Source organism: Enterobacter sp. SCRI0065 (assembly GCF_059766475.1).
Window position 1 is genome coordinate 964,862 of the sequence record NZ_JCBAJB010000001.1, and the last position, 19,813, is coordinate 984,674.

The 19,813-nt window shown below is 53.9% G+C and carries 20 protein-coding genes; 10 read left to right on the top strand and 10 right to left on the bottom strand.

Translation table 11 applies throughout. From position 1 onward, the window contains the following. Window positions 1-13: 13 nt before the first annotated feature. The gene (gene yeaG / locus AC6EMZ_RS04670) at window positions 14-1,948 is read right to left on the bottom strand and encodes a protein kinase YeaG (protein WP_498401228.1); all 1,935 of its coding nucleotides are present in this window, start codon (window positions 1,946-1,948) and stop codon (window positions 14-16) included. Window positions 1,949-2,383: 435 nt separating this feature from the next. Between yeaG and AC6EMZ_RS04675 the strand changes: the two genes are divergently transcribed. Next, window positions 2,384-3,130: a MipA/OmpV family protein gene (locus AC6EMZ_RS04675; protein ID WP_498401229.1), complete on the top strand. Its 747-nt coding sequence runs from the start codon at window positions 2,384-2,386 to the stop codon at window positions 3,128-3,130. A gap of 91 nt (window positions 3,131-3,221) precedes the next feature. After that, the gene (locus AC6EMZ_RS04680; RefSeq protein ID WP_498401230.1) at window positions 3,222-4,076 is read left to right on the top strand and encodes an aldo/keto reductase; all 855 of its coding nucleotides are present in this window, start codon (window positions 3,222-3,224) and stop codon (window positions 4,074-4,076) included. A gap of 51 nt (window positions 4,077-4,127) precedes the next feature. On the opposite strand, the gene AC6EMZ_RS04685 is transcribed toward AC6EMZ_RS04680, so the two are convergent. Together AC6EMZ_RS04685 and gapA are read right to left on the bottom strand one after the other, a co-directional pair. Next, window positions 4,128-5,012, bottom strand: a complete 885-nt coding sequence (locus AC6EMZ_RS04685) for a D-hexose-6-phosphate mutarotase (RefSeq protein ID WP_498401231.1) — start codon at window positions 5,010-5,012, stop codon at window positions 4,128-4,130. A 75-nt stretch (window positions 5,013-5,087) separates the two neighbouring features. Then, window positions 5,088-6,083 carry a glyceraldehyde-3-phosphate dehydrogenase gene (gapA, locus tag AC6EMZ_RS04690; RefSeq protein ID WP_498401232.1) on the bottom strand — a complete coding sequence of 332 codons (996 nt, stop codon included), beginning with the start codon at window positions 6,081-6,083 and terminating at the stop codon, window positions 5,088-5,090. Window positions 6,084-6,423: 340 nt separating this feature from the next. On the opposite strand from gapA, the gene msrB reads away from it, so the two are divergent. Together msrB and AC6EMZ_RS04700 are read left to right on the top strand one after the other, a co-directional pair. Continuing rightward, window positions 6,424-6,837 carry a peptide-methionine (R)-S-oxide reductase MsrB gene (gene msrB / locus AC6EMZ_RS04695; protein ID WP_498401233.1) on the top strand — a complete coding sequence of 138 codons (414 nt, stop codon included), beginning with the start codon at window positions 6,424-6,426 and terminating at the stop codon, window positions 6,835-6,837. 41 nt (window positions 6,838-6,878) lie between these two features. Continuing rightward, window positions 6,879-7,154: a YeaC family protein gene (locus tag AC6EMZ_RS04700; RefSeq protein WP_498401234.1), complete on the top strand. Its 276-nt coding sequence runs from the start codon at window positions 6,879-6,881 to the stop codon at window positions 7,152-7,154. Between the two features lie 51 nt (window positions 7,155-7,205). Here the strand turns inward: AC6EMZ_RS04700 and yajD are convergent, their stop codons facing one another. From yajD to sppA, 4 genes are read right to left on the bottom strand one after another with little or no spacing between them, the layout of a single operon-like run. Next, entirely contained in the window at window positions 7,206-7,550 is a 345-nt protein-coding gene (gene yajD / locus AC6EMZ_RS04705) for an HNH nuclease YajD (RefSeq protein WP_498401236.1), read from the bottom strand. Window positions 7,551-7,589: 39 nt separating this feature from the next. Continuing rightward, window positions 7,590-8,231, bottom strand: a complete 642-nt coding sequence (gene pncA, locus AC6EMZ_RS04710; protein ID WP_498401237.1) for a bifunctional nicotinamidase/pyrazinamidase — start codon at window positions 8,229-8,231, stop codon at window positions 7,590-7,592. 10 nt (window positions 8,232-8,241) lie between these two features. Further along, the gene (gene ansA, locus AC6EMZ_RS04715) at window positions 8,242-9,258 is read right to left on the bottom strand and encodes an asparaginase (RefSeq protein ID WP_498401239.1); all 1,017 of its coding nucleotides are present in this window, start codon (window positions 9,256-9,258) and stop codon (window positions 8,242-8,244) included. 59 nt (window positions 9,259-9,317) lie between these two features. Continuing rightward, window positions 9,318-11,174: a signal peptide peptidase SppA gene (gene sppA / locus AC6EMZ_RS04720; RefSeq protein WP_498401240.1), complete on the bottom strand. Its 1,857-nt coding sequence runs from the start codon at window positions 11,172-11,174 to the stop codon at window positions 9,318-9,320. A 167-nt stretch (window positions 11,175-11,341) separates the two neighbouring features. Between sppA and AC6EMZ_RS04725 the strand changes: the two genes are divergently transcribed. The 3 genes from AC6EMZ_RS04725 (at window position 11,342) to AC6EMZ_RS04735 (ending at window position 14,967) form a co-directional block, all read left to right on the top strand. Then, window positions 11,342-11,893, top strand: a complete 552-nt coding sequence (locus AC6EMZ_RS04725) for an NAD(P)H nitroreductase (RefSeq protein WP_498401241.1) — start codon at window positions 11,342-11,344, stop codon at window positions 11,891-11,893. 115 nt (window positions 11,894-12,008) lie between these two features. After that, window positions 12,009-13,052, top strand: a complete 1,044-nt coding sequence (selD, locus tag AC6EMZ_RS04730; protein WP_498401242.1) for a selenide, water dikinase SelD — start codon at window positions 12,009-12,011, stop codon at window positions 13,050-13,052. 4 nt (window positions 13,053-13,056) lie between these two features. Continuing rightward, complete coding sequence (locus tag AC6EMZ_RS04735; RefSeq protein ID WP_498401243.1) at window positions 13,057-14,967, top strand: DNA topoisomerase III; 1,911 nt, start codon at window positions 13,057-13,059, stop codon at window positions 14,965-14,967. A 58-nt stretch (window positions 14,968-15,025) separates the two neighbouring features. Here the strand turns inward: AC6EMZ_RS04735 and gdhA are convergent, their stop codons facing one another. Beyond that, window positions 15,026-16,369, bottom strand: coding sequence for an NADP-specific glutamate dehydrogenase (gene gdhA / locus AC6EMZ_RS04740; protein WP_498401245.1), 1,344 nt, complete (start codon window positions 16,367-16,369; stop codon window positions 15,026-15,028). A 227-nt stretch (window positions 16,370-16,596) separates the two neighbouring features. On the opposite strand from gdhA, the gene AC6EMZ_RS04745 reads away from it, so the two are divergent. Further along, on the top strand, window positions 16,597-16,869 hold the full coding sequence (locus AC6EMZ_RS04745) for a YnjH family protein (RefSeq protein WP_498401246.1): 273 nt from the start codon (window positions 16,597-16,599) through the stop codon (window positions 16,867-16,869). On the opposite strand, the gene AC6EMZ_RS04750 is transcribed toward AC6EMZ_RS04745, so the two are convergent. Beyond that, the gene (locus tag AC6EMZ_RS04750; protein ID WP_498401247.1) at window positions 16,835-17,245 is read right to left on the bottom strand and encodes a pyrimidine (deoxy)nucleoside triphosphate diphosphatase; all 411 of its coding nucleotides are present in this window, start codon (window positions 17,243-17,245) and stop codon (window positions 16,835-16,837) included. The genes AC6EMZ_RS04745 and AC6EMZ_RS04750 overlap by 35 nt on opposite strands. Before the next feature lie 75 nt (window positions 17,246-17,320). On the opposite strand from AC6EMZ_RS04750, the gene AC6EMZ_RS04755 reads away from it, so the two are divergent. Together AC6EMZ_RS04755 and AC6EMZ_RS04760 are read left to right on the top strand one after the other, a co-directional pair. Next, window positions 17,321-17,890, top strand: a complete 570-nt coding sequence (locus AC6EMZ_RS04755; protein ID WP_498401249.1) for a carboxymuconolactone decarboxylase family protein — start codon at window positions 17,321-17,323, stop codon at window positions 17,888-17,890. Next, a complete protein-coding gene (locus AC6EMZ_RS04760) occupies window positions 17,883-18,500 on the top strand; it encodes a CDP-alcohol phosphatidyltransferase family protein (protein ID WP_498401250.1) in 618 nt (205 codons plus the stop codon). The genes AC6EMZ_RS04755 and AC6EMZ_RS04760 overlap by 8 nt, the downstream gene beginning before the upstream one ends. Here the strand turns inward: AC6EMZ_RS04760 and AC6EMZ_RS04765 are convergent. After that, window positions 18,497-19,804 (bottom strand): sulfurtransferase, encoded by a 1,308-nt coding sequence (locus AC6EMZ_RS04765; RefSeq protein WP_498401251.1) that lies wholly within the window; start codon window positions 19,802-19,804, stop codon window positions 18,497-18,499. The two genes, AC6EMZ_RS04760 and AC6EMZ_RS04765, sit on opposite strands and share 4 nt — an antisense overlap. Window positions 19,805-19,813 lie beyond the last annotated feature (9 nt).

A 19,813-nucleotide genomic window follows, 5' to 3' on the forward strand; every position in this document is an offset into this window, starting at 1 on the left:
CCGGGCCTCTGTTTTATGATGATTTACGCACACGCAGGTACCATTCGCACAGCAGGCGAACCTGTTTGCGGGTATAGCCTTTTTCCATCATACGGTCGACAAAATCGTCGTGCTTTTTCTGCTCGTCGGTAGAGGTTTTGGCATTAAACGAAATGACCGGCAGCAGCTCCTCGGTATTGGAGAACATTTTCTTCTCAATAACCGTGCGCAGTTTTTCGTAGCTGGTCCAGTTCGGGTTACGCCCGCTGTTGTGCGCTCTGGCGCGCAGCACAAAGTTGACTATCTCGTTACGGAAGTCTTTTGGATTACTAATCCCAGCAGGCTTCTCAATTTTTTCCAGTTCCGCATTCAGGGATTCACGGTCAAACAGCTGTCCGGTATCCGGGTCGCGGTACTCCTGATCCTGAATCCAGAAGTCGGCGTAAGTGACGTAACGGTCAAAAATGTTCTGCCCGTATTCGGAGTAAGATTCCAAATACGCCGTCTGGATCTCTTTGCCGATGAACTCGGCGTATTTCGGGATCAGATAGCCTTTGAGGAACTCCAGATAACGTTCAGCCAGCTCTTGCGGGAACTGCTCGCGCTCGATTTGTTGTTCCAGTACGTAGAAAAGATGCACCGGGTTGGCTGCCACTTCTGCATGGTCAAAGTTGAACACGCGGGAGAGGATTTTGAACGCGAAACGTGTGGACAACCCGTTCATCCCTTCATCGACCCCGGCGTAATCACGATACTCCTGATATGACTTCGCTTTTGGGTCGGTGTCCTTCAGGCTTTCACCGTCATAGACTCGCATCTTGGAATAGATGCTGGAGTTTTCTGGCTCTTTCAGGCGCGACAAAATGGAGAAGCGCGAGAGCGTTTCCAGTGTTCCTGGGGCACAAGGCGCATGGACCAGCTCACTGTGGTTAAGCAGTTTTTCGTAAATTTTGATCTCTTCAGAGATGCGCAGGCAATAAGGCACTTTGACGATGTACACGCGGTCAAGGAACGCCTCGTTGTTCTTGTTGTTACGGAAGGTGACCCACTCAGATTCGTTCGAGTGCGCCAGGATAATCCCGTTAAACGGCAGGGCAGAGATACCTTCCGTCCCGTTATAGTTCCCTTCCTGAGTGGCGGTCAGCAGGGGGTGCAGCACCTTAATTGGCGCTTTAAACATTTCGACGAATTCCATTACGCCCTGGTTTGCACGGCACAATGCACCGGAATAACCGTAGGCATCTGGATCGTTTTGCGCATGGTGTTCCAGTTTACGAATATCGACCTTACCGACCAGCGCGGAGATATCCTGGTTGTTTTCATCACCAGGCTCAGTTTTCGCAATCGCAATCTGTTCCAGAATCGAAGGCCAGACTTTCACCACGCGGAACTTGGTGATGTCACCGCCGAATTCGTGCAGACGTTTTGCCGCCCAGGGCGACATGATGGTGCCCAAATAGCGGCGCGGAACGCCAAACTCTTTTTCCAGAATTTGCGCATCTTCCTGAGGATTAAACAGACACAACGGGTGATCGTTAACCGGGCTACGCTCGCCGTTGGCGCTCAATACGTAAATCGGCACACGCTGCATCAACGCTTTTAAACGCTCTGCCAGCGACGATTTACCGCCGCCTACCGGGCCCAGCAAATAAAGGATCTGCTTCTTCTCTTCCAGCCCTTGAGCGGCGTGTTTCAGATAAGAGACAATTTGCTCAATGGCATCTTCCATGCCGTAAAATTCTTCAAAAGCAGGATAGCGAGCAACAACGCGATTCGAAAAAAGACGGGAAAGCCGTGGTTCCAGAGCGGTATCGACCATATTTGGCTCACCGATAGCCATCAATAGCCGTTCTGCCGCATTGGCATAGGCACTGCGATCTTGCCGACAAACGGCAAGAAACTCCTGCAGTGTGAACTCTTCGTCCTTGGCAGCTTCATAACGCTGGCGATAGTGATCGAATATATTCATGGCATGCCGTCCTTTCGTTTTTTAGCACAGGAAGAGAGCCGTTCGTATGAATAGTAGGGGCTCCCGGAAGAGGGATCCGTCTCACCTCACTGCCAGAGCAGCAACCCGTGTGCCAGGTTAAAAGCCAGGAAACGCGGGGGGTATTCAGGAATTCATCTTCTTAAAATTAAGCGTAGATGGCATTTGCAAAACTTGCATGCCTGCAAAATGTAATTTCAATGACATATCAATAACTCATCCAAAAAAAACCACTGTTGATATAAGCCAATCCTCACACTTTCACGCTGGTGTCACAGCGCTGAAAGTTTCCTGTCATCTGAAAAGTTAAAAATATCAGGTTTAATAAACTCATTAGCAGGCAAAAAATTTTGGGATGTCAGGAAAGGGCGGTTACACTTCACCCGCTGATTATTTGACTACAGGAAAGAACGGATTGTGACCAAACTCAAACTTCTGGCATTGGGCGTACTCATCGCCACCTCAGTGAGCACCGCGAGCGCGGCCAATCAATGGTCGGTAGGCGCTGGCGTCGGCGTGATCAATAGCCCGTACAAACAGTACGATCGCGATCTCTATCCGGTACCGGTTGTTACCTACGAAGGTGATAAATTCTGGTTCCGTGGCTTGGGTGGCGGTTACTACTTATGGAACGATCAAACCGATAAGCTATCTGTGATGGCGTACTACTCGCCACTGCACTTCAAACCAGGCGACAGCGACAGCCACGCGCTGCGTCAACTCGACAAACGTAGAAGCACCGCCATGGCGGGTCTTTCTTACGTTCATAATACCCAATATGGTTTCTTGCGTACCGCGCTGGCCGCAGACGTGCTGGATAACAGCAATGGGTTTGTCGGTGATGTGGCCTGGCTCTATCGTTACACCAACGGCGGCCTGACGTTAACGCCGGGTATTGGTGTGGAATACAGCAGTGAAAATCAAAATGACTACTATTACGGGGTATCGGGAGATGAATCCCGCCGGAGTGGGCTGAAGCGCTATGATGCTGATGACAGCTGGAACCCGTATCTGGAACTGACCGCAAGCTACAAGTTTGCCAGCGACTGGAATGTCTACGCGGCCACGCGCTACACCCGTCTGGGTGATGAGATCAAAGACAGCCCAATGGTCGACAAATCCTGGACCGGACTGTTCTCAACAGGTGTGACTTACAGTTTCTGATAGTGCACTTACACAGTGCATTTTGTGCATCACAACGGGGCGCTTGCGCCCCGTTTGTTTTACGGTTGTGCAACCAAAACAGGAGAGCCGTATGAGCATAAAAACTGTGACCTTTGCTGAGCGTTTTACCCAACCGGCTATCGGTCAGGGAACCTGGTATATGGGCGAAAAAGCCAGTCAACGTCAGGATGAAGTGAACGCCCTGCGAGCGGGCATTGATCTCGGGCTGACGCTTATTGATACCGCAGAAATGTATGCCGACGGCGGCGCGGAAGAAGTCGTTGGTGCGGCAATAAAAGGACGGCGCGACAACGTCTATCTGGTTTCTAAAGTGTATCCATGGAATGCGGGCGGGCAAAAAGGTATCGCCGCCTGTGATGCCAGCCTTCGTCGCCTGGGAACTGAACATATCGATCTCTACCTGCTGCACTGGCGGGGCAATTTTGGGCTGGATGAAACCGTCTACCTGATGGAAAAACTTCAACAGCAAGGCAAGATTGGCCGCTGGGGTGTGTCGAATCTGGACTATGAAGATATGCAGGAACTGTGGGGCGTTGAGGGTGGATCGGCCTGCGCAACCAATCAGGTGCTGTATCATCTGGCTTCGCGCGGAATTGAATACGATTTGCTGCCCTGGTGTCAGCAACAGTCGATGCCGGTGATGGCCTACTGCCCGCTGGCGCAAGCTGGACGTTTACGCTCGGGGTTGCTGAATCATCCCGTGGTCAATGAGATTGCCCTTCAGCATCATGCAAGTGCCGCACAAATTTTACTGGCCTGGGTGATTAGCCATGAAGGCGTTATCGCTATACCCAAAGCGGGGTCGATTGCGCACGTAAAGGAAAACAGGGCCGCGCTGGATATCGCGCTAACGCCAGAAGACGTTGTAAAACTGGATAATGCTTTTCCAGCGCCTGGACGTAAAACCCCGCTAGACGTTGTGTAAATGGGCTCGTTTAGTCCCTCTCCTTTTTGAGGAGAGGGCAGGGCGAGAGGATCAGCGTTTAGCGATGCTGATCGTCTGTCCCAGACGTGACGGTTTCTCAACGCTTGCTTTTTGCGATGCCGTTACGCAGGCCGTTTCAACGCACACAAACGTTTTGTAGCCTTCATCCGGCACATCAGCCATGCTGACGGACAGCGCAGGACCGGGGTTCCAGCCAACCACGTTACTGTGATGCTGGTGGACGACGTTAATCGCGCGACTGAGAGAAGCATCGTGGATCACGCTGCAGGCTTCTGGGTTCAGATAAACGCGGTCGGTACGGTCCGGGAAGGTTTGCACGCCATCGCTCAGTTTGCCTTCTTTGGCATTATCGACTTTATCGATGAAGGTATCGCCAAGACCGCTGACTTTCACGTCGTTGATATTTCCGACGTTGAAATAGGTGTGCAGCGCAGAGTGGGTTTCAAACTCACCGTGGGCTTCCAGCTCAATTTCACAGGTTTTTCCCAACTTGAAGCGAGCATACAGGGTGAAATCATGCGGCCAGAGCGCGCGGGTTTCATCGTTAGCCTGCAGTTCAAAGGTCAGCACCGCACCATTGTCGTCTTCATTATGTGCTTTCAGCGTCCACTGCTGGTTACGGGCGAAACCGTGAGCCGGTAAACCTTGCTGAGCCGCCGGGCCAAACCACGGCCAGCAAATCGGAACGCCGCCGCGAATGGCTGCGCCTTTTTTGAATGACGTCGCATCGCTCAACCACAGGCCTTCTTCTTCACCTTCAGGCTTCCATGAGAGCAGATGAGCGCCGTTAAGCGCGACGGATGCTTTCACACGTAGGTGATCGACGACGATAACGTCGGCTTCATCAATCTGGCGGCGCGAGAGTACAGGAGTAAGTTGTTCGACTACCGGAAGTGCAAAAATTTTATTAATCATTACGCAATCCTCTGTCTTTAAGGCAATAAAAAAGGCGACCGAAGTCGCCTTTTTGGATCAGATTCTCATCTCAACTTATTTGGAGATGTGAGCGATCAGGTCCAGTACTTTATTAGAATAGCCGGTTTCGTTGTCGTACCAGGAAACCAGTTTCACGAAGTTGTCGTTCAGTGCGATACCAGCTTTAGCATCGAACACGGAAGTGCACACTTCGCCGTTGAAATCGGTAGAAACAACGTCGTCTTCGGTGTAACCCAGAACGCCTTTCATTGCGCCTTCGGAAGCAGCTTTGATTGCTTTCTTAATTTCTTCATAAGAAGCAGCTTTTTCCAGACGAACGGTCAGGTCAACTACAGAAACGTTAGGAGTTGGAACGCGGAACGCCATACCGGTCAGTTTGCCATTCAGTTCTGGCAGAACGATACCTACTGCTTTAGCAGCACCGGTAGATGAAGGGATGATGTTCTGAGCCGCGCCACGGCCGCCGCGCCAGTCTTTGTGAGACGGGCCGTCAACAGTTTTCTGAGTCGCGGTGGTTGCGTGAACAGTGGTCATCAGGCCTTCAACGATACCGAAGTTGTCGTTGATAACTTTAGCCAGTGGTGCCAGGCAGTTAGTGGTGCAAGATGCGTTAGAAACGATATCCTGGCCAGCATACTTCTCGAAGTTTGCGCCTTTAACGAACATCGGGGTGTTGTCTTTGGAAGGACCAGTCAGAACAACTTTCTTCGCACCAGCGGTGATGTGTTTACGAGCAGTTTCGTCGGTCAGGAACAGACCAGTTGCTTCAGCAACAACGTCAACGTTAACTTCGTTCCACTTCAGATTAGCCGGGTCACGTTCTGCGGTAACACGGATAGTTTTGCCGTTAACAACCAGGTGGCCGTCTTTGACTTCTACAGTGCCGTTGAAACGACCATGAGTTGAGTCGTACTTCAGCATGTAAGCCATGTAGTCAGCGTCTAACAGGTCGTTGATTGCAACGATCTCGATGTCAGAACGTTCCTGAGCAGCACGGAAAACAATACGGCCGATACGGCCAAAACCGTTGATACCTACTTTGATAGTCATATATTCCACCAGCTATTTGTTAGTGAATAAAAGGTTGCCTGTAAAATTACAAAAACCTTACGCAGCGTCAAGCGGAATCGTGTCAATCATTGCGACAAATCAATCCTGCGCATAACCTTTGTGCGACTGACCGCCTCACTTTCCCTTTGAGCTAGCAACCACATGGGGGCTGCGCCCGGAATTTTAAAGGGCCATCAAGATAAAAATGTGAAACTGATCACAATTGCCCGACCGCCATACCGCAACGGATAAGTTTAGAACAAAAGTTCACGCTTCAGTGTTAATGTTTTGTTAGAATTCGCGATAAATGTTGTCTGCTTCAATAGTGAGATGTGAGCCTATGTCGAATCAACGTAACTCTGATGAACTGAAAAAAAATCTGACTGAAATGCAGTTCTACGTGACGCAGAATCACGGGACTGAACCCCCATTCACCGGGCGTTTGCTGCACAATAAGCGGGATGGTGTTTACCATTGCCTGGTGTGTGATGCCCCGCTGTTTAACTCGCAAACTAAATTTGATTCAGGATGTGGTTGGCCGAGCTTTTACGAGCCAGTCAGTGAGGATGCGATTCGCTATCTAACCGACACCACCCACGGCATGCAGCGTACCGAAATTCGCTGCGGAAACTGCGATGCGCATCTCGGGCATGTATTCCCGGATGGCCCGCAACCGACGGGTGAACGTTTCTGCGTCAATTCCGCATCAATGAGCTTCTCTGATGACGAAAATGGTGACCAGACTAAAGGTTGAATAATCGATTCAGCAAATTATTCCTTTGAACGGGACAAATCATGAATATTGATGACATGATGAACAGCATGACGCCGGAAGTGTATCAGCGCCTGGTGACAGCCGTTGAGCTGGGAAAATGGCCCGATGGTGTGGCGCTGACGACGGAACAAAAAGAGAACAGTTTACAACTGGTGATGTTATGGCAGGCGCGCAATAACACCGACGCCCAGCATATGACTATCGACACGCGCGGGCAGATGGTGATGAAAAGCAAGCGCGAGCTGAAGGAAGATTTTGGTATTTCACCCAAACCGATTGCAACGTTTAAATCCTGATTTTGCCAATCCCTCCTGAACGGACGTTGCAGGAGGGATTGAAATCGGGGCTTATTTCTTATTAATCATCGACTTTAAGTTGGCGAACGGGTTGTAGGTTGCTTCGCCCACACTCTTCTGCGCGTCGTCTCCCGCGATAACCGTTGAGCCATACAGATCGGCTTCGGTATATTTGGAGTGCTCATGATCGTGACAGAACAGGCACAACATCTCCCAGTTGCTGCCATCTTCCGGGTTATTGGAGTGATCGTGATCGATATGATGCACGGTCAGTTCGCGAAGGTTTGAATACACAAACTCACGAGAACATCGTCCGCAGACCCACGGAAACAGTTTAAGCGCCTTTTCCCGGTAACCGACTTCCAGCCGGGCGTAATTTTTGGGGATAAAAGCCATCAGATTGTCCTCTCCTGCCTGTTACAACTCATTAAGTATTCACGCCTGCGTTTCTTGCCAGTCGGCCAGCGTAAACAGCGTGGCACCGGCAACGGACATGTCCATAAACGCTTGCACGCTGTCTTGTGGGTGAAGGTTCACACCACGGCAACCGTCGGTAATCACATTCACGGTATAGCCGAGTTTCAACGCATCAAGTACGGTGAACTTCACACAATAATCCGTCGCCAGCCCCATCACGATAAGTTCATTGATCTCATGATGACGCAGCCAATCATCGAGGGCGGTTTTTTGCCGGTGCTCATTATCGAAGAATGCGCTGTAGCTGTCGATAAGTGGATTTTCACCTTTATGGAACACCGCATCAATCGCCTGTTGATTCAACAATGGGTGGAGCGCCGCGCCTTCGGTTTGCTGAACGCAGTGATCGGGCCAGAACGTTTGGTCCAGACCGTCAAGTTTACCCTGCGTGAACGCCTCAACGTTATGCTGGCTGGCAAAGCTGCCGTGGTTTGCCGGATGCCAGTCCTGGCTTGCGACAACCGCTTCACCACGCGCCTTACACCAGGCTATCAGCGTATTCGCCACATCGACGGTGCTATCGCCTTCGGCAACCGCCAGCGAACCGCCTGCGCAAAAATCATTTTGCAGATCGACCAACAGCAGAGCACGTTGCGTCATCAATAACTCCTTATTCGTCTGGCGTCAGTTCGCCGCGCAGGTTTTGCATCATGGCATTGCGCATTGCCTGCACATCCAGATTCTGGCTCAGTAAATAGTGAAGTTTAGTCAGAGTCGCCTCGACGGTCATGTCGTAGCCGCTGATCACTCCCGCATGCGCCAGCGCATTGCCGGTAGCGTAGCCGCCCATATTGACCTTGCCGGACATACACTGCGTCAGGTTTATCACCAGAATGCCACGCGAGCTGGCTTCCTGCAGTTCTTTCAGGAACTCGCCGTTCTGCGGAGCATTACCGACGCCGTAGGAGCGCAGGATCAGCGCTTTAACGGGCTGACGCAGGAAGTTGCGCACCACATCAGCAGAAATGCCCGGATAAATTGTGACCACACCAATCGGTTGAGGGGTAATCGGATGAACGATTAACTCACCAGAGGTATGCGGAGCCGGCGGTGTTCCAAGACGACGAATGTGAATCCCCGCTTCAAGCAGCGGTTGCAGGTTTGGCGAGGCAAAAGCATCGAAACCATCGGCGTGGGCTTTGGTCGTACGGTTGCCGCGATACAGGCGATTATTGAAGAACAGTGTGACTTCGTTAATCGGGTAATTTGCGGCGATGTACAAGGAGTTAAGCAAATTTATTTGCCCGTCTGAACGCAGTTCAGCCAGTGGGATTTGTGACCCGGTGACGATGACCGGCTTACCCAGATTCTCCAGCATGAAGGAGAGCGCGGAAGCGGTAAACGCCATAGTGTCCGTGCCGTGCAAAATGACAAAACCATCGTAATCGTCGTAATGGGCTTTTATATCGTCTGCAATGTGCTGCCAGTCTTCTGGCGTCATATCGGACGAGTCCATGAGGGGATCGTACTCGTGGATGGTGAAGTCAGGCATTTCAGGGCGATGGAATTCTGGCATCAGCGCAAGCTGGCGCTGTAGGTGACCGGATACCGGGACATAGCCATTTTCGGAGCGCTGCATACCGATAGTACCGCCGGTATAGGCCACGTAGATTGATTTCTTCTGCATGATTATCTGTTCTTGTGCTTCAAAGAAAAATCCCCTCTTCACAAGAAGAGGGGACAGGTTCAGCGTACGGAGCCGCAGGTCAGGCAAAATGCGTAACGATTTTGCGGATCGTTGAAGACGGCAAGTTTGTCGCTTTCCGTTTTAATAACGCTCGCCGCGCTGGCAACAGGTGCAGGCAGATACGCCTGTATCGCCTGCGGCAGCGCAGCGCGGACGGAACCGGACATACCATTCATCAGCATGTCGAAGAACGTCGGTTCATCCTGGTAATATTCGATATGCCACTGCTTCAGCTTCGCAATCTCGGCGGCTTTCGCCACGGCGTCATCGAAATCACCAAGGCTATCGACCAGACCGTTGTTTTTCGCATCCTGACCGGTCCAGACGTGGCCCTGAGCAATTTTGTCAATCTGCTCCGGCGTTGACTTACGCGATTCTGCCACCAGCGTGATAAAGCGCTTGTAGCCATTCTCAATGGTGAGCTGCATCATCTGCGACACTTCTGGCGGCAGAGATTTGGTGATAGACACATCGGCCAGTGGCGACGTTGCCACGCCATCGGTATGCACACCCAGGTAATCCAGGCTGTTTTCAACCGTATTGATCACCCCGAAGATGCCGATAGAGCCCGTCAACGTGCTTGGGTTTGCGACGATGTAGTTGGCTGGAGTGGAAATCCAATACCCACCGGATGCCGCCATACCGCCCATCGACACGACCACCGGTTTACCCGCCGCGCGTGCCGCAGCCAGCTCGGCGCGGATCACCTCAGACGCACTCACGCTGCCGCCAGGACTATTGACGCGAAGGACAATCGCTTTCACTTTCGGGTCGAGACGTGCATCGCGAATCTGGGACGCTGTGGTATCCCCGCCGACGTTGCCAGGGGTTTCTTCACCGTCCATGATCGCGCCGTTGGCAAAGACCACGGCAATGCTATCGCCGACATCGCTTGGTTTTTTCGGCGTGTAATCATAGAGGCTAATCGCGCTGTAATTCTTATCCTCTTTGCTCCAGCCAAACTGCTTAGTCAGCGCTTTTTCGATCTCCGCGCTGGAACCAAGAACATCCACCAGCTTGTTGTCGAGCGCGTATTTCGCGGTGTCGCCGTCTGTCTTTTGCAGCCCGGCAAGCAAAGCCTGCGCGCCAGGGAAAACCTGCTCAGGGGTAATCTGACGATTTGCCGCCACGGTGCTGAGATAGTTTTGCCACAGCTCGCCAATCCAGCGGCTATCCGCTTCACGGGCAGCAGGCGACATATCATCGCGGATAAACGGCTCTACAGCCGATTTATACGTACCGACTCGGAAGACGTGGGTGGTGACTTTCAGCTTATCGAGAAGCGATTTGTAATACAGGCCGTTGGTCGCAAAACCGTGTAGATCGACCGTACCCTGCGGGGAGAGCCAAATTTTGTTGGCAAAGCTTGCCAGATAATATTGTCCCTGGCTGTAGCTATCGCCAACCGCAATGACCGGTTTGCCGCTGTCACGAAATTCGCGCAGCGCTTTGCCGATGTACTGCATTGAAGGCTGATCTGCGCCGGCAAAGTTTTTCAGATCGAGCACGATCCCGGTAATGTTGCGATCGTCTTTGGCCTGACGAATCGTCTCGACAATATCGAACAGGGAGTTTTCCTGTAGGCGATCGGAAGTGGCGCCAAACAGCTGACGTCCAATCACGCCCAGACGATTGCTGGTGGATGGCTTATCAACGATTACGCCTGCGATATCCAGCAGCAACGCACCGCGCTCAGAATGTTGCGCCTGGTTACTGCTGCTGATGTGCATCCAGATGCCCGCGCAAACCAGAACCAGCAGGATGAAAAACAGATTCATCACCAGGTCGCGGACGAAGTTGAGCACTCGCCACGTCCATTTAAAGAAACCGGCAATAATTCGCCAAAGGGTTCGCATGTATTCTCCCTAACCAGAAAAGTACGGTCTCCGTCGCGACTGGACGGCAATGTGGGGTTATCGTAATGACCCAACCGCCACTTGTCAGCAGGAATCGGCCACTGCGCTGTAACAAAATCTGCCGCCGTGTTAATTTTGTGAGTAAATTTGAAGACAGGAGTTAACCAATGGACGCACTTGAATTGCTTGTTAACCGTCGTAGCGCTTCTCGCCTGGCCGAGCCTGCGCCCGCTGGCGAACAGCTGGAAAACATTCTGCGTGCCGGAATGCGAGCCCCGGACCATGGCACATTGCAACCGTGGCATTTCTTTATTATTGACGGTGCTGGGCGCGATCGCTTCAGCGCTTTGCTTGAGAAAGGGGCCATCGCTGCCTCCCAGGACGAGAAGGCGATAGATAAAGCGCGCAATGCGCCGTTTCGCGCGCCGATGATCATCGCCGTGGTGGCAAAATGCCAGCCAGATCATAAAGTGCCGGTATGGGAGCAAGAGATGTCGGCAGGCTGCGCGGTCATGGCGATGCAAATGGCCGCGGCGGCGCAAGGTTTTAACGGTGTCTGGCGCACCGGCCCGCTGACCGAAAGCCCGGTGGTCCGCGAAGGACTATCCTGCGGCCAGCACGATAAAATCGTCGGCTTCCTGTATCTTGGCACCCCTCAGCTGAAAGCATCGACAACGGTTTCCGTGCCGGATACCGCGCCGTTTGTCACCCATTTCTGATAATCACACTACACTGTCTGGATTCTGCGCAAACGCGGCAGAATTCAGACTGTCATACTTACCTCTTTAAGGAATGAGCGCTACCATAGCGCGATAGCAATAAAAGGAGATGTCCATGAGCGAGCAAACCATTCGTTTAACGCAATACAGTCACGGAGCAGGTTGCGGTTGTAAAATTTCCCCTAAGGTGCTGGAAACCATCCTGCACAGCGAACAGGCGAAGTTTGTCGACCCGAACCTGCTTGTCGGCAACGAAACGCGTGACGATGCGGCGGTGTACGATTTAGGTAATGGCACCAGCATTATCAGCACCACCGATTTCTTTATGCCGATAGTCGACAGCCCGTTTGATTTCGGGCGCATTGCGGCGACCAACGCCATCAGTGACATTTTCGCGATGGGCGGCAAACCGATCATGGCGATCGCGATCCTGGGCTGGCCTATCAATACCCTGGCGCCAGAAATTGCCCGTGAGGTGATTGAAGGCGGTCGCTTCGCTTGCCAGCAGGCGGGTATCGCCCTGGCGGGCGGTCACTCCATTGACGCGCCTGAGCCTATCTTTGGTCTCGCCGTTACCGGCGTGGTGCCGACCGAGCGCATCAAGCGTAACAGTACTGCGCAGCCCGGCTGCAAGCTGTTCCTGACCAAGCCGCTGGGTATCGGCGTGTTAACGACCGCCGAGAAAAAATCGCTGCTCAAGCCAGAACATGTGGGCCTGGCGACGGAAGTGATGTGCCAGATGAACCTCGCGGGTGCCGCGTTCGCCAATATCGACGGTGTGAAGGCGATGACCGACGTCACCGGTTTTGGTCTGCTGGGCCATCTGAGTGAAGTGTGCCAGGGCGCAGGCGTACAGGCGCAGGTCTGGTATCAGGACATTCCAAAACTGCCGGGCGTTGAGGAGTACATTGCTCAGGGTGCGGTTCCCGGCGGCACGCAGCGTAACTTTGCCAGTTATGGTCACCTGATGGGCGACATGCCAGCCGAATGGCGCGATCTCCTGTGCGATCCGCAAACTTCCGGCGGCCTGCTGCTGGCCGTTACGCCAGAAGCCGAAGCAGAGGTGAAAGCCACCGCGGCGGAATACGGCATCACGCTGACGGCGATTGGTGAGCTTGTCACCGCGCGCGGCGGTCGTCCTATGGTTGAGATTCGTTAATTCGATGCGGTTGTATATTGCGGAAAAACCGAGTCTGGCCCGAGCCATTGCCGATGTGCTACCCAAGCCGCATCGCAAAGGTGACGGCTTTATCGAGTGCGGAAACGGGCAGGTCGTCACCTGGTGTATCGGCCACCTGCTCGAACAGGCGCAGCCGGACGTCTACGACAGCCGCTACGCGCGCTGGAACCTTAACGACTTGCCTATAGTGCCGGAAAAGTGGCGTTTACAGCCGCGGCCTTCGGTCACCAAACAGCTCAACGTCATCAAACGTTTTCTGCATGAGGCGCAAGAGATTGTTCACGCCGGTGACCCGGATCGTGAAGGGCAACTGCTGGTTGATGAGGTTCTCGATTATCTGGAGCTGGCGGCGGAAAAGCGCAAGCAGGTCCAGCGTTGTTTGATAAACGACCTCAACCCGCAGGCAGTCGAGCGGGCGATTTCCCGACTGCGCTCTAACAATGACTTTATTCCGCTGTGCGTCTCCGCGCTGGCCCGTGCTCGCGCCGACTGGCTTTACGGCATCAACATGACCCGCGCCTATACCATTCTGGGGCGCAACGCCGGATACCAGGGCGTATTGTCCGTCGGGCGTGTGCAAACCCCGGTGCTGGGGATGGTGGTGCGTCGCGATGAAGACATTGAAAACTTCGTTGCCAAGGATTTCTTTGAGGTGAAGGCACATATCGTGACGCCGAAAGACGAGCGATTTGTCGCCGTCTGGCAGCCGAGTGAAGCCTGCGAACCTTATCAGGACGAGGAAGGGCGTCTGCTGCATCGCCCGCTGGCTGACCATGTGGTCAACCGCATTGGCGGACAGCCTGCTATCGTCACCAGCTATAACGATAAACGGGAATCAGAACCCGCGCCTCTGCCGTTTTCGCTCTCCGCGTTGCAGATTGAGGCGGGTAGACGCTATGGCATGAGCGCCCAGAACGTGCTTGATATTTGCCAGAAACTCTACGAAACCCACAAGCTCATTACCTATCCGCGTTCCGACAGCCGCTATCTGCCGGAAGAGCATTTTGCTGGCCGCCATGCGGTGCTCAATGCTATCGCGGTACATACCTCCGATCTCTTGCCGCAGCCGGTAGTCAATCCGGATATTCGCAACCGCTGCTGGGACGATAAAAAGGTCGATGCCCACCACGCGATTATCCCCACGGCGCGTAATAGTTCGGTCAATCTGACAGAGAACGAATCGAAGGTGTACAACCTGGTCGCTCGCCAGTATCTGATGCAGTTCTGCCCCGATGCCATGTTCCGCAAATGCGTTATTGAGCTGGAAATTGCCAAAGCGAAGTTTGTCGCCAAAGCCCGGTTCCTCGCGGAAGCCGGTTGGCGCACGCTGCTCGGTAACAAGGAACGCGACGAAGAGAACGACGGCACGCCGCTGCCGGTGGTCGCGAAAGATGATGAGTTGCTGTGCGAAAAAGGGGAAGTGGTTGAGCGACAAACTCAGCCGCCGCGCCACTTTACCGATGCGACGCTGCTATCTGCCATGACCGGGATCGCCCGTTTTGTGCAGGATAAAGATCTGAAAAAGATCCTCCGTGCGACCGACGGACTGGGCACAGAAGCAACGCGCGCGGGGATTATCGAACTGCTGTTCAAGCGTGGATTCTTGATTAAAAAAGGCCGCTACATTCACTCAACGGATCCTGGAAGGGCATTGATTCACTCCCTGCCGGAGATGGCGACACGACCGGACATGACGGCGCACTGGGAGTCGGTTTTGACGCAAATCAGTGAGAAACAGTGCCGCTATCAGGACTTTATGCACCCGCTGGTCGGGACGCTATTCGACCTGATTAACCAGGCGCGCAGCACGCCAGTGAAGCAGTTCCGAGGGATGGTGGCACCGGGCGGTGGCGACAAGAAAAAACCGTTTAAAAAGAAGAAAAGTGCGGCCTGACACGCCCAATTTCGCCCTCTTCCTGTGGAAGAGGGCATCCGACCGCACGATGGTAACCTTAAATCACACCTTGCCCGATCATCGCATCGGCCACCTTCACAAACCCGGCGATGTTCGCCCCACGCACGTAGTTGGTTTGCTTCGCTTCTCCGCCATACTCAACGCATGAATGGTGAATATCCAGCATGATGTGATGCAGACGCGCATCCACCTTCTCGGCTTTCCAGCCCAGACGCGCGGCGTTTTGCGCCATCTCCAGCCCGGATGTTGCCACGCCGCCAGCGTTCGCTGCTTTACCCGGTGCAAACAGTACGCCAGCCTCAAGGAACAGATCGGTGGCTTCGATAGTCGTTGGCATATTCGCGCCTTCGGCGACGGCCTTAACCCCGTTGGCAATGAGCACCTGTGCGGCTTCCACATCCAGCTCGTTTTGCGTCGCGCAAGGCAGAGCGATATCCACCGGTACGGACCACGGCTGCTTGCCTTCCAGATAGCACAGGCCAAACTCGCGAGCATAATCCGCCACGCGACCGTCTCGGCTGGCTTTGATTTCGCACAGACGCGCCAGTTTTTCGGTCGTGAAACCGGCTTCATCCACCACCGTACCGCTGGAGTCGGACGCTGTGACGACGCGCGCGCCAAGCTCCATCGCTTTTTCAATCGCGTATTGCGCCACGTTGCCGGAGCCGGAAACCGCCACGCGCATGCCTTCAAAGCCCAGACCATGCCGTTTGAGCATCGCCGCGGTGAAGTACACCAGACCATAGCCGGTCGCTTCCGGGCGAATCAAGCTGCCGCCGAAAGAGAGACCTTTGCCAGTGAACACGCAGGCGCTGTTGTTGGAGAGTTTCTTCATCATCCCCGCCATAAAGCCGACTTCACTGCCGCCCACGCCGATATCGCCCGCAGGCACGTCGGTGTCAGGCCCGAGATGGCGATACAGTTCCGTCATCAGCGCCTGACAGAAGCGCATCACTTCACCTTCGCTTTTGCCTTTCGGGTCAAAATCACTCCCGCCTTTGCCGCCGCCCATGGGCAGCGTGGTCAGTGCGTTTTTAAACGTCTGCTCAAAGCCGAGGAATTTCAGGATCGATAAGTTTACGGAAGGGTGGAAACGCATGCCGCCCTTAAAGGGGCCGATGGCAGAACTAAACTGTACGCGCCACGCGCGGTTTACCTGCACCTGATTACGATCGTCTACCCAGACGACACGGAACTGAATGACACGCTCGGGTTCAACCAGACGTTCCAGCAAGGACATTTGACGATAACGCGGGTTTTCTTCAAGAAATGGCCACAGCGTGGTCATGACTTCGCGGACGGCCTGCGCAAACTCGCTCTGATGCGGGTCGCGTTGTTGAACGTGGGACAGAAATGATTCCAGAGAGCGTGCCTGATCCATAGATATAAGAACCTCTTATAATATTTTATGTGTGTTGTGTAAGCGATTTGCAGTCTTTTTCGACTATACCACCCGTACCGCTTTGTGAGGCAAGTAGAAATTCACGCTGAAAGGGAAATTCATTATCGGCGGCGAGTCATAACTAAAAACGATGACGGGAGAAATTAAAGGTTTAGCCCCGATTTACCGTTATAGTCATTATCAGGACATAACAGGAAGAGTCGTCTATGCATCGTTATCTTATCGCCGCGCTATTTGCATTTTTGTCCACTGGCGCTCAGGCGGACCGGATCCGCCCGGATGTGGATGTGAATATTCCCCCAGAGGTGTTCAGCTCTAGCGGCCAACGCGCGCAGCCGTGCAATCAATGCTGTATTTATCAGGATCAAAATTATTCAGAAGGGGCGGTGGTGAAAGCCGATGGCGTGTTATTGCAGTGTCAGCGCGACGAGCGCACCATCAGCACTAACCCGCTGGTCTGGCGGCGCGTAAAAGAATAAAAGCGTCCAGCAGAGGAATATCCGCAGGGGCCAAAGGGTAGGCAAAGGCCTCTTGCGGCGTACACCATACCAGTTCACTGTGATGCAGCGCGGTAAGCGTGCCGCTAAAGGTGGGCACATACCAGGCATGCAAATTGATCAGGCGTTGCGACACTTCCCGCTGGTGGCTGGCAATATAACGCTCAGGCTGCGCCTCAATGCCTAATTCTTCGCGCAATTCGCGTACCAGCGCTTCGGGCTGCGTTTCTCCGGCCTCCACTTTGCCACCGGCAAACTCCCACATTCCTGGCTGATCGGCATGTTTTGGCCGCTGCGCCAGCAGAATTTTGCCGTCCTGCTCAATAATAGCGGCAACAACATCGATAGTTTTCAGCATGGTCGTCAATAATTGATAGCGAAAAACGACATATTATCGTGCGCTTTCAAAGAGTCCAGCCATCAGGAGAATCAGGTGAAAGAAACATCCGCCTGGGTGCAGCCCGTCGAATCCCTTCCCGTCAGTGTCAAACCCATCGCCGCGATGCAGAAAAAACATTTTGGTGCGGTGCTTAATCCAATACGTTGGTGGGGGCGCATGCCGCGCCTTTTCTGGCTGGTGGCGCTATTTGTCGGTTTTCTTGAACGTCGACAAGCGCGACTTAGCCCGGTGCTGCGTTCGCTCCTGATGACGCGCGTGTCCCAACTGTGCCACTGCGCGTTTTGTATTGACGCCAACAGCCTGCGCCTGGCCGAGCGCTGCGGTGCGCTGGATAAAGTGCAGGCCGTCAGCCAGTGGCAGGAATCCACGTTGTTTAGCGCAGAAGAACGCGCTGCACTGGCTTACGCCGAAGCCACCACGGCGACGCCGCCGCAGGTGAGTGAGGCCGTTAAAACCGACCTAAAACAGTATTACTGCGATGAGACGATTACCGAAATGACGGCGCTGATTGCCTTTCAGAACTTATCTGCCCGCTTTAATGCCGCGCTGGATATCCCCGCACAGGGGCTTTGCGACGCGTTGAAAGGAAAACCACATGCTTGACCGTCATCTGCATCCGCGCATCAAACCGGCACTCAATCGTCTGGCCTGCGCGCTCGATAAACCCTCGATCACGCCTGATGGATTAACCCTGGCAGGGTTTGCCGTTGGCGTGCTGGCGCTGCCTTTTCTGGCGCTGGGCTGGTATTCGGCGGCGCTGGTGGCAATCGTTACCAATCGCCTCTTCGACGGGCTGGACGGGGCGTTAGCACGCCGACGAGGGTTGTCCGACGCGGGTGGGTTCCTGGATATTTCTCTCGATTTTCTGTTCTATGCGCTGGTGCCGTTTGGCTTTGCTCTCGCTGCTCCGGTGGAAAACGCGCTCGCGGCCGTGTGGTTGCTGTTTGCGTTTATCGGTACGGGGAGCAGTTTCCTGGCGTTTGCTGCGCTTGGGGCAAAACACGATATCGATAATCCGGGCTATGCGCACAAGTCGTTTTACTATTTGGATGGCATCACGGAAGGGACTGAGACGATCCTGCTGTTTGTTTTATCCTGTCTGTTCCCCTCGTACTTTGCGGTTTTCGCCTGGATCTTTGGCGCGTTGTGTTGGCTTACCACCACAACGCGCATCTGGAGCGGATATCAAACCTTAAAGGCGCTTAAACATTAAAGCGTTTTGATGGGCACAATCGGACCGGTGGTGATCGGATTTTGCGGATGGCTGCTCCATTCGTACCAGCCACCGTCGTAAACGGCGACATTTTGCCAGCCCATGGCGCGAGCGTACATAAAGGTTTCTGACGCGCGCCAGCCGGTGCCGCAGTAAAAAGCGACGTGCTGATTGGGCAGAATATTCCATTGCTTCCACATCGCCGCGATATCCTCAGCGCTGCGCATGGTGCCGTCCGGATTATGGAAATCTTCCATATGGGTGGCGTCGCTGCCCGCGTGGCCCCAGCGAGCCCCCGCGATTTCGCCTTTGGGTTTGATATAGCTATAGCCGCTGGTTTCACCGATAAACTCCGGCCATGAACGAATGCTGACCAGAGAGGCATCTTTACGATGAAGCATGCCGCGCGCCTGTTCCATATCGACCATCAGCTGCGGTTGGCCAGGAAGGGGAGCACCAAAATCGTTCGCCGGTTTCACCTCGGCGGGCATGCCACGCTCGACCGGTAAACCGGCAGCGGACCACGCTTTCCAGCCACCGTCCAGGATGCGCACGTCCTTCACGCCCGCGTAGAGCATTATTTGTGCCACGCGCGCGGCGGCGTAGACATCGCGACCGTACAGGATCACGGTGGTATCGTGACGAATACCGTGTTTTGCCAGCATCGCTTTGAGCTTATCGTCAGAGACTTTGTTCCAAAGCGGTTCGCTTTCAACCTCATTGGTGTCGATATATCCGGCACCCGGAATATGGTTCAACAGGTAGAATTTCGGCGCGCCCCAGGCGGCTTCAATGAGCTTATACTCGCCCGCTGGGGCGGCAACAACCGGTTTACCCTGCGAAAGCTGATGGATCCACTGTGGGTAGACCAGCTGTTCAAAATGGGGCAGGCGTTGCAGGCGATCGGCATGTTGCAGTGCACCGCCCAACGCAGATACGTGCTGATAGCCAGCTTTGGTCAGTCGTGCTTTTACCGCCTGGTTTTCAGCATCGTTGCCGTACAGCGCGATGGTGGATGTCGGGGTAAGGTTGTGCTGATGTGCCCAGGCGGAAAGCTGAGCATCGCTCATCTCGCTCAGCCAACTGGCGGACAGATTGAGTGCGGCGGGTTCATGCCCGGAGGTGCCGCTCAGCGTTTGTGGCCAGCCGTTATAGAACGCGCTGGCGCGCGTGTCGATCGCCGCGCCGTGCTGTTGTTGCAGCTGTTCAAGCGTAAGGGATTGCGGCATATCGGCTGCAAAAGAGGTGAAGGAGGCGAGACCCATCGCAAGGGCCAGCGCAGTCAGGTGAGAAACACGTTTCATCGAAAAATC

Excerpts from the sequence above, each read along its gene's own strand:
- yeaG (WP_498401228.1), bottom strand. The coding sequence starts at position 1,948 with ATGAATATATTCGATCACTATCGCCAGCGTTATGAAGCTGCCAAGGAC.
- AC6EMZ_RS04680 (WP_498401230.1), top strand. The coding sequence starts at position 3,222 with ATGAGCATAAAAACTGTGACCTTTGCTGAGCGTTTTACCCAACCGGCT.
- AC6EMZ_RS04685 (WP_498401231.1), bottom strand. The coding sequence starts at position 5,012 with ATGATTAATAAAATTTTTGCACTTCCGGTAGTCGAACAACTTACTCCT.
- gapA (WP_498401232.1), bottom strand. The coding sequence starts at position 6,083 with ATGACTATCAAAGTAGGTATCAACGGTTTTGGCCGTATCGGCCGTATT.
- msrB (WP_498401233.1), top strand. The coding sequence starts at position 6,424 with ATGTCGAATCAACGTAACTCTGATGAACTGAAAAAAAATCTGACTGAA.
- AC6EMZ_RS04700 (WP_498401234.1), top strand. The coding sequence starts at position 6,879 with ATGAATATTGATGACATGATGAACAGCATGACGCCGGAAGTGTATCAG.
- yajD (WP_498401236.1), bottom strand. The coding sequence starts at position 7,550 with ATGGCTTTTATCCCCAAAAATTACGCCCGGCTGGAAGTCGGTTACCGG.
- pncA (WP_498401237.1), bottom strand. The coding sequence starts at position 8,231 with ATGACGCAACGTGCTCTGCTGTTGGTCGATCTGCAAAATGATTTTTGC.
- ansA (WP_498401239.1), bottom strand. The coding sequence starts at position 9,258 with ATGCAGAAGAAATCAATCTACGTGGCCTATACCGGCGGTACTATCGGT.
- sppA (WP_498401240.1), bottom strand. The coding sequence starts at position 11,174 with ATGCGAACCCTTTGGCGAATTATTGCCGGTTTCTTTAAATGGACGTGG.
- AC6EMZ_RS04725 (WP_498401241.1), top strand. The coding sequence starts at position 11,342 with ATGGACGCACTTGAATTGCTTGTTAACCGTCGTAGCGCTTCTCGCCTG.
- selD (WP_498401242.1), top strand. The coding sequence starts at position 12,009 with ATGAGCGAGCAAACCATTCGTTTAACGCAATACAGTCACGGAGCAGGT.
- AC6EMZ_RS04735 (WP_498401243.1), top strand. The coding sequence starts at position 13,057 with ATGCGGTTGTATATTGCGGAAAAACCGAGTCTGGCCCGAGCCATTGCC.
- gdhA (WP_498401245.1), bottom strand. The coding sequence starts at position 16,369 with ATGGATCAGGCACGCTCTCTGGAATCATTTCTGTCCCACGTTCAACAA.
- AC6EMZ_RS04745 (WP_498401246.1), top strand. The coding sequence starts at position 16,597 with ATGCATCGTTATCTTATCGCCGCGCTATTTGCATTTTTGTCCACTGGC.
- AC6EMZ_RS04750 (WP_498401247.1), bottom strand. The coding sequence starts at position 17,245 with ATGCTGAAAACTATCGATGTTGTTGCCGCTATTATTGAGCAGGACGGC.
- AC6EMZ_RS04760 (WP_498401250.1), top strand. The coding sequence starts at position 17,883 with ATGCTTGACCGTCATCTGCATCCGCGCATCAAACCGGCACTCAATCGT.
- AC6EMZ_RS04765 (WP_498401251.1), bottom strand. The coding sequence starts at position 19,804 with ATGAAACGTGTTTCTCACCTGACTGCGCTGGCCCTTGCGATGGGTCTC.